Genomic DNA, 12,041 nt, shown 5'->3' with positions numbered 1-12,041 from the left:
CCCGCGCGAAAGGCTACATGAAACCGAGTTCCAGGCGCGCTTCGTCGCTCATCATGTCCATGCCCCACTGCGGCTCGAACGTCATTTCGACGTCGACATGCTTGACGCCGGGCAGGGGTTCGATGGCGTCGGCGACCCAGCCCGGCATCTCTCCGGCCACGGGGCAGCCGGGGGCGGTCAGGGTCATGATCACCTTGACCGCGCTGTCGTCGTCGATGGCGATCGTGTAGATCAGCCCCAGATCGTAGATGTTGACCGGAATTTCGGGGTCATAGACCGTGCGACAGGCCTCGACGATCTTTTCGTGGAGGGGATGGTCCGTGCTGGAGGGCGCGATCAGTGGCGTGCCTTCCATCGGTGCGGTCTGGTCTGTCATGGTCATTCCCCGTCTAATCCTGACTGATCATATAGGATTTGTCGGACCGCCCGTAAAGGGCCGTGCCGCAGGGCCGTAAATCGACCCCTGCCCGCAACGAATGTTACGGGCAGGAGCCTTGGGCGTTTGCAGGTTCAGACGCGGCGGTAAGACACCGCGTAAACCAGCGTCGCGACGAAAGCATAGACGAAATTCACCCACAGCACGAAGGTCCATGGCGCGCCCGCGCCGAAGACGAACTTGGCCAGCAGGGACGGGATGACGGTCAGCGCCACGAGGGCTGTGACCCAGGCCGTGGCGTTCGCGTTGCGGGCAAAGATCGGGATCAGCAGCAGCGCCACGATGATCGCCACCGCGTTGCGACCCAATGACAGGATCAGCGGCATGACGGGGGCGCCCGCCATGATGTTGATGATGATCGAGTTGGCGATCGTGCCGAGGATGCCGGCGATGATGACGATCACGATATTACGCGGGGTGAACATGGAACAGGAAACCTTCGATAGGGGGCGCGACGTCCGTTGACCGGACCGCAGAATGGGTGCCATCAGCATGTCTTCGACGCAGGTGACGACCGGTCAACGCATGTCATGTGACAATCGTTCCGCCGACCGACGGACTTTCGGGTGGCCTGCGTTGAAGGGTCTCATACCGTGGAAAGGCATGCCATGCAGACGATCCCTTATCTTTTCATCGCCCTGTTGGGCGGCCTGAGCCTCGCCGCCTTCCTGACATCGCATTTAATCTAGAACACAACGCCTGCGTAAAGACCAATATTGGCGTAGGGCGTGACCTCTCCCGTGCGGACGACGGCGCGTGCGGTGCGGCATGTGTCCTTGAACGCCGCATGATCCACACTGCGGGGCGGCATCGGGGCGAGAGCCAGAAGCGCCGGCGCGGCCTCTGCCGCCATCACGCAGGATTCGACCTGCATTTCCGACAGGACCGCGGTCAGGACCTGCGCAAAACTCGGCACGCCATGGGTGACCGCAAGGTCGATGCAGGCCACGCCCGGCGGCACCGGCAGACCCGCGTCGCCGATCACCAGCAGATCGCCGTGGCCCAGCGTGGCGACAAGGCGCGACAACTCCGCGTTCAGGATACCCGTCTTTTTCATGCGGCCTCCAGAAAACGGCGCACAGCCGCTTCGACCGCGCGCGGCTGTTCGGCGTGCAGCCAGTGGCCAGCGTCCGCGATGGTTTCGACCGTGGCTGCGGGGAACCGGTCGCGGATCGCGGGCAGGGCGCTGTCGGGGACGTAGGCCGAGGTGGCCCCCCGCAGAAACAGCGTGGGGCCGTCGAACTGGCCCGGCGTGTCGGGCCAGCCGACGATCGCGGCCATGTCGCGCGACAGCACGTCAAGGTTCAGCACCCAGCGGGGGTGTGCCAGATCGAGGCTTTGCAGCAGGAATGCGGCGGTGCCTGCGTCGACATCCATCTGCGCCTGCGCGTCCTTGCGCGAGGCGACACGGGTCATGTCCACGCCGCGCATCGCCTCCAGCGGGCCGTCCTGCGTGTGGCTGTAGGCCGTTGGCGCAATATCGGCCACGATCAGGCGGCGCAGCAGCGCGGGCTGCGTCAGGGCCAGCACCATCGCGGCCTTGCCGCCCATGGAATGGCCCAGCACGTCGACGGGCGTGCCCAGATCCTCGATCAGCTCGGCCAGATCGGCGGCCATGTCGGGATAGGTGTGACTGTCCATCCAGGGGCTGGCGCCATGGTTGCGCTGATCGACGGCGATGACCTGCCGGGTGTCCGACAGCCGCTTGGCGATGACGCCCCAGTTGCGGGCAGAGCCGAAGAGGCCATGCACGATCATGAGGGGCGGCGCGTCGGTCGGTTCGCCGTGAACGATGGTGTGCAGCATGGGGCGGCCTCGTGTTCGGTATCGCAGGGGACCGCGTCATCGGGCTTGAGGATGGACCGGTGCGCGGTTACGACATCCCGTATGGCCGCTGATACCCTCACCCGCAAGACCGCCCGCATCCGCACTCTGTTGGAGCAGCGTCTGAAGCTGCGCGGCCCGACGCTGGAACAGCAGGCGGGCAAGGTCGGACGCAGCCTGCCGCGCGGTGTCCTGCGGGATCTGCGCGCGGTGGTGCGGGCGGACGTGGCCCAAGGCCATCCGCGGCTGGCCCGGATGGTGGACGCAAAATCCGTGGGGCTGGCCGCCGACCGGGTCGAGACCTATCTGCGCGGCGTCGACCCCACGCAGGAGCTGATCACGCGCCTGCTGCGCCGGCTGGCGGCCGTCGCCGCCGTGGGGATCTGCGGCTTCATCGCCGCCGTCTGGTGGTTCTGGTCGCAGGGCCAGATCTGACGGCGCGGGGTAACGATGACCATGACCCAGCATTCGCGCGGCCAGGCCCGCGGCATCGAACGGCTCTACCTTGATTTCGACAGTTTCTTTGCGTCTGCCGAACAGCATTTCAACCCTGATCTGCGCGACCGCCCCGTCGGCGTGGTGCCTCTGGATGCGCTGCACACCAGCTGCATCGCGGTCAGTCGTCAGGCCAAGGCGCTTGGCGTCAAATCCGGCACCTCGATCCTGAAAGCCCGCGCGATCATCCCCGACATGATCTTTGTCGTCGCACGCCATGACGTCTACGTGCGTCTGCACAACCGCATCCTCGACGTCATCGCGACCGTAGTCCCCGTCGCGCACGTCCGGTCCATCGACGAGGTTGTCTGCCATCTGCTGCCCGCCGAAGGCGACGCGGGCGATGCCCTCGCGCGGCGGATCAAGGCAGCGCTGGTGGAGGCCTTCAGCGATATGCTCACCTGCTCCATCGGGATGGCCCCGACAGAGCTTCTGGCCAAGATCGCCGCCGAGCGGCGCAAGCCGGACGGGTTCAGCCTGATCCGCGCGGAAGACCTGCCGCAGGCGCTGACGGGGATCGACCTTGGCGATCTGCCCGGAGTCTCCACCGGCATGCGCGCCCGGCTGGCGGCGGCGGGGGTCCGCGACTTCACGGACCTCTGGGCGCTGGCACCCAAGCAGGCGCGGGCGATCTGGCGCAGCGTCGAAGGCGAGCGGTTCTGGAACGACCTGCACGGCTATCACACCGAACGCCCCGCCACGCAGAAAAGCGCGTTCGGTCACAGCCGCATCCTGCCGCAAGACTGGCGCAACCCTGAAAAGGTCAAGGTCTGTGCCCGCCTGCTGACCGAAAGTGCCGGTCGTCGGGTGCGACGGGCCGGGGTGCGCGCGACGAAGCTGACGCTCGGTTTTCGGGCGGGTGGCCCACGGACCCCCGCGGGCCGGCGCACGGATGACCGGCAATGGACCTGGGACGCAGCCTTTGCGCCCGCCCGCGACGACCACAGCTTTCTGACAGCACTGGCGGTGGGTCTGGCCGAGGCGGAGCGGCATCTGCCGTTCCAGCCGCGGTCGGTCAGCATCATGCTGCACGGCCTGATCGCCGAGGCCGAGATGATGACGGACCTGTTCGGCGCCACACCGGGGGTGTCCGGCGGGGCGTCCGGTACGGCAGATCGGGCGAAATGGGAAAAGGTCAGCGACCTGATGGACGGGCTGCGCGCCAAGCTGGGACCGCAGGCCCTGTCGCTGGGGCCCATGGCCGAGGTGCCGGGCGGCTATGTCGGGGCCAAGATCGCCTTTGGCCGCATCCCTGACGCCGCCGATTTCAGCGGCCCCGCTGTTGCCGACGGCGATACCCATTTCGTCACCGTCTGACGGTCCGTCGGGCGGTGACATCGCCACGGTCGGCGCCTAACCTGCGCGCAGACGCCATTCACCGGACCGAGGTTCCCATGCCCCCCATCACCGAGGCTCATCTAACCGACAGCATCGCCGATGCGCTGCAATTCGTGGCCTGCTACCATCCCGTCGATTTCATCACCGCGATGGGCGAGGCCTACCGGCGCGAGGAAAGCCCGGGTGCAAAGAACGCGATCGGCCAGATCCTGACGAATTCCCGGATGTGCGCGCTGTGGCAGCGGCCGATCTGTCAGGACACCGGCACCGCGAATGTCTTCATCACCGTCGGCGTGCAGGCCGTGACCGACTGGCAACGCCCCTTGCAGGACATCGTCGACGACGCCGTGCGCCGCGCCTATCTGCTCGACACGAACCCGCTACGCGCCTCGGTCGTGCGCGACCCCTTCGGGTTGCGGGCCAACACCGGCGACAACACGCCCGCGATGCTGCACGTCGAGATGGTGGCCGGTGACACTGTGGACGTGACCGTCAGCGCCAAGGGTGGCGGGTCCGAAAACAAGACGAAGTTCGCGGTGCTGAACCCCTCCGCCTCTGTCGCGGACTGGGTGGTGCAGACGGTCGAGACGCTGGGCGCCGGCTGGTGCCCGCCGGGCATGCTGGGCATCGGGGTCGGCGGCAGCGTCGACAAGGCAATGACCATGGCCAAGATGGCGCTGAACGACCCCGTCGACATCTTCGACCTGATCGACCGCGGCCCGCAGGACCGGGTCGAGGAGTTGCGGCTGGAGATCTACGACCGCGTCAACGCGCTGGGGATCGGGGCGCAGGGGCTGGGCGGGCTGACGACGGTGCTGGACGTCAAGATCAGGCACTTCCCGACCCACGCGGCCTCCTTGCCCGTGGCACTGATCCCGAACTGCGCCGCGTCCCGGCATGTGCATTTCACGCTGGACGGGCAGGGGCCTGTGACCTTTACCCCGCCTGATCTGGCGCTTTGGCCGCAGGTCACGCTGGACGCTGCCGCACGCCATGCGCGCCGGATCGACCTCGACGCGCTGGACGACGCGACGCTGGCCTCTCTCACCCCCGGCGACACGTTGCTGGTGTCCGGTACGCTCTATACCGGGCGCGACGCGGCCCATAAACGTATGGTCGACACGCTGGATCGGGGCGAGGCGCTGCCGGTCGACCTGCGCGGCCGCGCGATCTACTACGTTGGTCCCGTCGATCCGGTGGGGGACGAGGTCATCGGCCCCGCCGGTCCCACGACCTCGACCCGGATGGACAAGTTCACCGACCGCATCCTGTCGGAGACCGGTCTGAAGGTCATGATCGGCAAGGCCGAACGCGGGCCCGAAGCGCTGAAGGCCATCGCCGCCCACGGGGCCGTCTACATGATCGCCGTCGGCGGTGCCGCCTATCTGGTGTCGAAGGCGATCAAGGAGGCCGAACCCGTCGCCTACCAGGACCTCGGGATGGAGGCGATCTATCGCCTGCGGGTCGAGGACATGCCGGTGACGCTCGCCGTCGACACAAAGGGCAATTCGATCCACGAGATCGGCCCGAAAGCCTGGCGGCGCACCGCCTGACGGCCGCCGCGCGGCGCTTCTTGTGCATCGCCACGCCGCGGACTACCTTCGCCCCGAAACGCGGCGAAAGGGACCGGAGTGCGCGAAATACAAGGCGAAATCCGCTTGCCGACGCAGGAACTGCGCGACGATATTCCGTTCTATACCAAGACGTTGGGTCTGCGCCTTGACATGATCTTTCCCGCCGACGACCCCTCGGTCGCGGTCTTCTCGGGCCACGGCCTGCGCCTGCGGATCGAGAAAGGCGCAGCCGAGCCTGCAGGCACCCTGCGCCTGTGCATGGACGATCCAGACAGCTTTGCAAACGGGGCCCGCGTCCTGACCGCCCCCAACGGCACCCGGATCGAGATCGCGGATCTGCACCCGCCCCTGATCACGCCGCAGCCCAATCATTCCTTCGTCGTGCGCCGCCTCGCGGATCAGGCGCCTTGGATCGTGGGCCGGGCGGGCATGCATTACCGCGATCTGATCCCCGACCGGCTGGGCGGGTCGATCATCGCCAGCCACATCCGCATCCCCGACGGCGGCCCCGTGCCCGACATGGTGCATTACCACACGGTCGGGTTTCAGCTGATCTTCTGCTATCGCGGCTGGGTCGATCTGGTCTACGAGGATCAGGGCGAGCCATTCCGCCTGCACGCCGGCAACTGCGTCATCCAGCCGCCGCAGATTCGGCACCGGGTCCTCTACGCCTCCGACAATATCGAGGTGATCGAGGTCGGCGTGCCCGCCGAGCATGTCACGACCATCGACCACGTCATGACCCTGCCCAACGGTCCGGCCAACCCCGACCGGACTTTCGACGGCCAGCGCTTTGTGCATCACCGGGCCGAAGGCGCGACATGGACGCCGTTCCGCTTGCCCGGATATACCGCCCGCGATACCGGTATCGCGACGAACACCGGCAACGTGGCCGGTGTCAGCGTGGTGCGGCGCGGGCAGGGCGACCCGGTCTGGGCCACCCATGATGCCGGCATCCTCTTTACCTTCGTGATGGAGGGCGGCCTGACCCTCGAAGGCGAAGGGCGCGATCCCTGCCGGCTGGCACCGGGTGATGCCTTCGTCATCCCGCCGGGCCATGTCACACGCTACGCCGATCCGACCGACGATGTCGAACTGCTCGAGGTCGCCTTGCCGGGCGCGTTTGGCACCGATCTGGCTTAGTTTGCGGGCCGCCCCGGTCACACCTCTCTCACAGCTTCAAAGGCGATCCCCATGACCCAAAGCGTCACGCGCAAACACCTCTTCGATCTGCCTGACGGTGTGATCTACCTCGACGGCAATTCTTTGGGACCGCTGCCCGCCGCGGTGCCCGGTCATGTCGCGCGCATGGTCACCGACCAATGGGGCCAGATGCTGATCAAGGGCTGGAACGACGCCGGCTGGTTCACCCAGCCCGGCCGCGTCGGCGACATGATCGCAGGGCTGATCGGGGCGCCGGCGGGGTCGGTCGTCGCGGGCGATACCCTGTCGATCAAGGTTTATCAGGCGCTGGCCGCCGCCCTGCAGATGAACCCGGACCGCCGGGTGGTGCTGACCGACAGCGGCAACTTTCCCACCGACGTCTACATGGCGCAAGGCCTGCTGGACCTGATCGGGCAGGGCCACCAGCTGCGCATCGTCGCCCCCGAGGATGTGGCGCAGGCCATGACCGACGACATCGCCGCCGTGATGCTGACGCAGGTCGATTACCGGACGGGGCGGCGTCACGACATGGCATCACTCACCCAAGCGGCACATGATGCGGGTGCCGTGATGATCTGGGACCTTGCCCACAGCGCCGGCGCGTTCGAGATCAACCTTGCGGGATCGGGCTGCGCCTTTGCGGTCGGCTGCACGTATAAATACCTGAACGGCGGTCCCGGCGCGCCCGCCTTCATCTATGTCCGGCCCGATCTGGCAGAGACGGCGCGGCCAGCCCTGCAAGGGTGGATGGGCCACAACGCGCCTTTCGCCTTCGACATGGACTACCAGCCTGCGGGCGGGGTCGCGCGCATGCGGGTCGGCACGCCGCCGGTGATCCAGATGTCGGCACTTGAACAGGCCCTGTCGGTCTGGGAGGGCGTTTCGCTGGCGGACGTCCGCACCGCATCGGTCGCGCTGATGGAGCAGTTCATCGCAGAGGTCGAGGCGCGCTGCCCGCAACTGACGCTTGCCAGTCCGCGTGACCCGGCACAGCGCGGTTCACATGTCTCGTTCCGGTTCGACGCAGGCTATGCGGCCATGCAGGCGTTGATCGACCGCGGCGTGATCGGCGATTTCCGTGCGCCTGACATCATGCGCTTTGGTTTCACGCCGCTTTATCTGGATGCGGACGACATCACCGGTGCCGTCGACATCATGGCCGACATCCTGACCACAGAGGCGTGGCGTGACGCCAAATATCATGTGCGTGGCGCCGTGACCTGACGCGGGCAATCCCGGCCTAACGCCAAACTGAACAGCGGTCTTCTTTCGGCACGCATTGCCTGTCGTTCAGGCGTCATGCAAAATAGGCCAAGCGTCTAGGAAAGAGGTCTGGATGACCCACGACGACATGCAGTCCCCGCCGCAGATTGTCCCGTTGGGACAGGACGGTATTCTGGTGCGCTTTGGTGACGGCTATCGGGCGGCGCCACGGGACGCACAGGCCTTCGGTGACAAGGTGCGGCGGGCCGACTTGACCGGCGTGACAGAGGTCGCGACGTCGCTGGCATCGACGCTGATCCGGTTCGGACCCGACGTGGTGACGCGTGCCGACCTGACCGCTGTCCTGCTGGGCCTGCTGGAGAACGACGATACCAAAGGCGCGCCCCCTGCGACACGCCTGTGGACGATCCCCGCCTGTTTCGGCGGTGACGCTGGGCCGCAACTGGCACAGGCTGCAGAGCTGGCGGGGCTGTCGGTCGCCGAGGCGATCACCGCCTTGACCGAGACGGAGGTCAGCGTGCTCGCCATCGGTTTTGCCCCCGGCCAGCCCTATCTGGGTCTGCTGCCAAAGGCGTGGGACATGCCGCGCCAGCGGGAACTGACGCCGCAGGTGCCAGCGGGGGCGCTGGTCGTGGCGCTGCGGCAGCTTGTGCTGTTCGCCAACCCCAGTCCCACCGGCTGGCGCTGGATCGGGTCCTGTGCCTTTGCGCCGTTCCGCGCCGACCGGGCAGAACCCTTTGCCCTGCGCGCCGGCGACCGCATCCGCTTTGCGCAGACCGATGCCTCTCGCATCGCGGCGCTGCGTGATGATGCGGACGGTCTGGGCGGCGCCGTGTGCGAGGTGACGGCATGAGTGCCACGCTGACCATCGTGCAGGCGGGTCCCATGATGACTTTGCAGGATCTGGGCCGTCCGGGCCGGATCGGCGTGGGGCTTTCGCCGGGGGGCGCGATGGACAGGCAGGCGCTGATCGGCGGGGCGGCGCTGCTGGGGCTGGCGCAGCCCGGTGCAGCGATCGAGATGGCAGGGCTGGGCGGCCAGTTTCGCAGCAACGCTCCCCTGCGCTTTGCCCTGACGGGTGCCGTGATGACCGCGCAGATCGACGGTCGTCGCCTGCGCTGGAATGCGACCCACACGCTGATGCCCGGCCAGACGCTCAGCATTGGTGGGGCCGTCGCGGGCACCTACGGCTATCTGACACCGGCAAGCGGGATCGCGGGGCCGGGCCTGCTGGGAAGCCATGCCACGCATCTGTCGGTGGGCTTGGGCGACAAGCTGCACGATGGCGCGGTGCTGACCCTGGGGACCGATCCGCAGCCTGACCGGACCCACTGCAGCCTGCCGTCTGATGACAGCCTTGGCGGCGGCGTACTGCGCCTGATGCCCGGCCCGCAGACCGCGATGTTCGACGCGGGCACCCGCGCGCGCCTCGCTGCGACTGCCTTTACCCGCAGCCCCCGGGCCAGCCGCACCGGCGCGCCGCTGGTCCATGACGGCGACCCTTTTGCGGCGGTGGGCAGCGCCAGCCCGGTGTCCGATTTCGTGCGCGCGGGCGACGTGCAGATCACCGGCGACGGCACGCCTTTCGTGATGATGGCCGAATGCCAGACCATCGGCGGCTATCCCCGGATCGGCACCGTGATCGGCGCCGACATGGCGCGCGCGGTGCAGGCATCGCTGGACGCACCGCTGCGCTTCCACTGGGTGACGCTGGCCGAGGCGGACGCCCTGCACCAGTCCGACGCGCAGGTCATTGCAGCACTCCGCGCCCGCGTCCTGCCGCTGCTGCGCGACCCTGCGGACATTCCCGACCTTCTGTCCTATCAACTGATCGGCGGCGTGACCGCCGGTGACGAACTGGAGCCTGCACCATGACCCGGACCATCGACCTGAACGCCGACATGGGCGAAAGCTTTGGCCCTTGGCCCATGGGGAACGACGCGGCGCTGCTCAAGATCGTGAGCTCTGCCAATATCGCCTGCGGCTTTCACGCGGGCGATCCCGACACCATGGCGCGCACGATGGACCTGGCACTTGCCGCCGGAGTCGCCATCGGCGCCCATCCGGGCTTTGCCGATCTGCAGGGGTTCGGGCGCAGGCGGATCAATTTATCCGGCACGGAGCTCACCCACATGATCCAGTATCAACTGGGGTCCGCCATGGCGTTGGCGCAGGCGCGGGGGGCGCGGCTGGCGCATTTCAAGCTGCACGGCGCCTTGTCCAACATGGCCTGCGAAGATCTGGAGATGGCCACGACCTGCTATCGCGCAGCCCTTGCGGTGCAGCCCGATCTGCGTCTGGTCGTGATGCCGGAAACGGCGCTGGCGCAGGCGGCGACCGATCTGGGGGCCGCGTGGTCGGCCGAGGTCTTTGCCGACCGCACCTATGCCGACGACGGCACCCTGACCGACCGCAAACTGCCGGGGGCCATGATCCACGATCCTGTCGCCGCCGCGGCACGCATCGTCGCCATGCTGCGCGACGGCGCCATCACCACGACGGGCGGCAAGCGGTTGCCGACGCGCATCGACACCATTTGCGTCCACGGCGACGGGGCAGAGGCGCTGGCGATTGCTCGGACGTTGGCCGCAGCGCTGGACGAGGCGGGCTTCAGGATCGCGGCCCCGACGGCCTGACCCGGTTGGTCAGGCGCCGAACAGGCGCCCCCGCTCTGCCACCAGCACGCAGATCAGCGAGATCAGTGCGAGACCAAGGAAACCGGACAAGAGCGGGATCAGCGTCCCGTTGTAAAGGTATCCGACCGCACCGCCCAGCAAGCCGCCACCCAGCGTCTGGGCCGCCCCCAGCACCGAGGAGGCGACGCCGGCAACACGGCCTAGCGGCTCCATCGCCATGGCGTTGAAGTTCGTGGGCACGAAGCCGAAGAAGCACATCATCACGATGAACAGCGTCAGGAACATCGGGAACGGGGTCGCCCCGCCGAAGACGACGGCGAGGGCCAGGTGAACGGCCGCGACACTCGTGAACCCGATCAGCGCACCGTGCGACAGACGCTTGACCCCGAACCGCGCGACAAGGCGCGAGTTTGCAAAGGACGACGCCGCCATGAAGACCGCGACCAGCGAGAAGTAGATCGTGAAGTGCGGGCCGACGTTGTAGATGCCGGTATAGATCTGCTCTGCCTGACCGATGAAGGCGAAAAGCGCGCCGAAGAAGGCCGCCATGGCCAAGGTGTAGCAAAACGCGATGCGGTTGGTCAGCACGATGCGGAACGCCTCGAACACCGGCTTGATCCGCAGTTCGCGGCGGTCTTCGGGGTTCAGGGTTTCCGGCAGGCGTGCCCATGACCAGACGAGTGCGACGACCCCGAACAGGAACATGCAGCCCGACAGCTCTCTCCACGTGCCGAAATAGAGGACCGCAGACCCGATGTTGGGGGCAAAGACCGGCATGACCATGAAGACCATCATCACCAGCGACATCACGCTGGCCATCCGCGCACCCGCAAAGCGGTCGCGCACGACGGAGGTCGCGATGACGCGTGTCGCGGCGGCACCGATGCCCTGTACCAGACGGGTCAGCAACAACGTCTCGAAGGTCGGCGCAAAGACGGCGGCCACGGCGCCCAGCAGATAGATGCTGAGGCCCGCAAACAGGACGGGCCTGCGCCCGAACCGGTCCGACAGGGGGCCGTAGAAGATCTGCGCGCCGCCAAAGCCGATGACATAGGCGGTGATGACGAACTGACGCTTGTTTTCGTCCGTGACGCCAAGGGCGGACCCGATATCCTGCAGCGCCGGGATGTAGACGTCGATCGCCGCGGCGTTCAGGGCCATCAGCAACGCGATCATCGCTACGAATTCAAAATACGGCAGGACGGCAGGATTGCGCCTGTCGTCCGCGGTCAGAACGAAGCTCATTGGTTTTTTCCGGATCAAAGTAGTTGCCTTGCTAATTATCCCACCGTTCCTCTGCGGCAACCCTTGTGGGGGCATGGCAGCCATGCGCGCCCCGCATGGCTGCGA

Annotated in this window: 13 protein-coding genes; 8 read left to right on the top strand and 5 right to left on the bottom strand. The window is 67.0% G+C overall.

Annotated elements, in window-relative coordinates:
• Nucleotides 1-13 precede the first annotated feature (13 nt).
• The 4 genes from GLR48_RS16320 to GLR48_RS16305 all read right to left on the bottom strand — a co-directional run bounded on the left by GLR48_RS16320 (nt 14) and on the right by GLR48_RS16305 (nt 2,242).
• Entirely contained in the window at nt 14-376 is a 363-nt protein-coding gene (locus GLR48_RS16320) for an SUF system Fe-S cluster assembly protein (protein ID WP_237062981.1), read from the bottom strand.
• A gap of 134 nt (nt 377-510) precedes the next feature.
• On the bottom strand, nt 511-861 hold the full coding sequence (locus GLR48_RS16315; RefSeq protein WP_237062980.1) for a hypothetical protein: 351 nt from the start codon (nt 859-861) through the stop codon (nt 511-513).
• Between the two features lie 260 nt (nt 862-1,121).
• Nucleotides 1,122-1,493, bottom strand: coding sequence for a D-ribose pyranase (rbsD, locus tag GLR48_RS16310; protein ID WP_237062979.1), 372 nt, complete (start codon nt 1,491-1,493; stop codon nt 1,122-1,124).
• On the bottom strand, nt 1,490-2,242 hold the full coding sequence (locus GLR48_RS16305) for an alpha/beta fold hydrolase (protein WP_237062978.1): 753 nt from the start codon (nt 2,240-2,242) through the stop codon (nt 1,490-1,492). Before GLR48_RS16305 ends, rbsD begins: the two co-directional genes overlap by 4 nt.
• Nucleotides 2,243-2,323: 81 nt before the next feature.
• Here GLR48_RS16305 and GLR48_RS16300 point away from each other — a divergent pair, with 81 nt between their 5' ends.
• The 8 genes from GLR48_RS16300 (at nt 2,324) to GLR48_RS16265 (ending at nt 10,691) form a co-directional block, all read left to right on the top strand.
• Nucleotides 2,324-2,695 (top strand): hypothetical protein, encoded by a 372-nt coding sequence (locus tag GLR48_RS16300; protein ID WP_237062977.1) that lies wholly within the window; start codon nt 2,324-2,326, stop codon nt 2,693-2,695.
• A gap of 15 nt (nt 2,696-2,710) precedes the next feature.
• Nucleotides 2,711-4,072 (top strand): Y-family DNA polymerase, encoded by a 1,362-nt coding sequence (locus GLR48_RS16295; protein WP_237062976.1) that lies wholly within the window; start codon nt 2,711-2,713, stop codon nt 4,070-4,072.
• 77 nt (nt 4,073-4,149) lie between these two features.
• Entirely contained in the window at nt 4,150-5,646 is a 1,497-nt protein-coding gene (locus GLR48_RS16290) for a fumarate hydratase (protein WP_237062975.1), read from the top strand.
• A 78-nt stretch (nt 5,647-5,724) separates the two neighbouring features.
• Nucleotides 5,725-6,810, top strand: coding sequence for a cupin domain-containing protein (locus tag GLR48_RS16285; RefSeq protein WP_237062974.1), 1,086 nt, complete (start codon nt 5,725-5,727; stop codon nt 6,808-6,810).
• A gap of 51 nt (nt 6,811-6,861) precedes the next feature.
• A complete protein-coding gene (gene kynU / locus GLR48_RS16280; RefSeq protein ID WP_237062973.1) occupies nt 6,862-8,055 on the top strand; it encodes a kynureninase in 1,194 nt (397 codons plus the stop codon).
• Between the two features lie 112 nt (nt 8,056-8,167).
• Nucleotides 8,168-8,908, top strand: coding sequence for a 5-oxoprolinase subunit B family protein (locus GLR48_RS16275; protein WP_237062972.1), 741 nt, complete (start codon nt 8,168-8,170; stop codon nt 8,906-8,908).
• Nucleotides 8,905-9,930 (top strand): biotin-dependent carboxyltransferase family protein, encoded by a 1,026-nt coding sequence (locus GLR48_RS16270; protein WP_237062971.1) that lies wholly within the window; start codon nt 8,905-8,907, stop codon nt 9,928-9,930. The genes GLR48_RS16275 and GLR48_RS16270 overlap by 4 nt, the downstream gene beginning before the upstream one ends.
• Nucleotides 9,927-10,691 carry a LamB/YcsF family protein gene (locus tag GLR48_RS16265; protein ID WP_237062970.1) on the top strand — a complete coding sequence of 255 codons (765 nt, stop codon included), beginning with the start codon at nt 9,927-9,929 and terminating at the stop codon, nt 10,689-10,691. Before GLR48_RS16270 ends, GLR48_RS16265 begins: the two co-directional genes overlap by 4 nt.
• A 9-nt stretch (nt 10,692-10,700) precedes the next feature.
• Here GLR48_RS16265 and GLR48_RS16260 read toward each other — a convergent pair whose 3' ends face one another.
• On the bottom strand, nt 10,701-11,936 hold the full coding sequence (locus tag GLR48_RS16260; RefSeq protein WP_237062968.1) for a multidrug effflux MFS transporter: 1,236 nt from the start codon (nt 11,934-11,936) through the stop codon (nt 10,701-10,703).
• Nucleotides 11,937-12,041: the final 105 nt, after the last annotated feature.

The sequence above is a fragment of the Loktanella sp. M215 genome (assembly GCF_021735925.1).
Lineage (GTDB): Bacteria > Pseudomonadota > Alphaproteobacteria > Rhodobacterales > Rhodobacteraceae > Loktanella.
This window is presented reverse-complemented; position numbering and strand designations above follow the sequence as displayed.

Coding starts and splice junctions, on each gene's coding strand:
- GLR48_RS16320 (WP_237062981.1), bottom strand. CDS start 376: ATGACAGACCAGACCGCACCGATGGAAGGCACGCCACTGATCGCGCCC.
- GLR48_RS16315 (WP_237062980.1), bottom strand. CDS start 861: ATGTTCACCCCGCGTAATATCGTGATCGTCATCATCGCCGGCATCCTC.
- rbsD (WP_237062979.1), bottom strand. CDS start 1,493: ATGAAAAAGACGGGTATCCTGAACGCGGAGTTGTCGCGCCTTGTCGCC.
- GLR48_RS16305 (WP_237062978.1), bottom strand. CDS start 2,242: ATGCTGCACACCATCGTTCACGGCGAACCGACCGACGCGCCGCCCCTC.
- GLR48_RS16300 (WP_237062977.1), top strand. CDS start 2,324: ATGGCCGCTGATACCCTCACCCGCAAGACCGCCCGCATCCGCACTCTG.
- GLR48_RS16295 (WP_237062976.1), top strand. CDS start 2,711: ATGACCATGACCCAGCATTCGCGCGGCCAGGCCCGCGGCATCGAACGG.
- GLR48_RS16290 (WP_237062975.1), top strand. CDS start 4,150: ATGCCCCCCATCACCGAGGCTCATCTAACCGACAGCATCGCCGATGCG.
- kynU (WP_237062973.1), top strand. CDS start 6,862: ATGACCCAAAGCGTCACGCGCAAACACCTCTTCGATCTGCCTGACGGT.
- GLR48_RS16275 (WP_237062972.1), top strand. CDS start 8,168: ATGACCCACGACGACATGCAGTCCCCGCCGCAGATTGTCCCGTTGGGA.
- GLR48_RS16270 (WP_237062971.1), top strand. CDS start 8,905: ATGAGTGCCACGCTGACCATCGTGCAGGCGGGTCCCATGATGACTTTG.
- GLR48_RS16265 (WP_237062970.1), top strand. CDS start 9,927: ATGACCCGGACCATCGACCTGAACGCCGACATGGGCGAAAGCTTTGGC.
- GLR48_RS16260 (WP_237062968.1), bottom strand. CDS start 11,936: ATGAGCTTCGTTCTGACCGCGGACGACAGGCGCAATCCTGCCGTCCTG.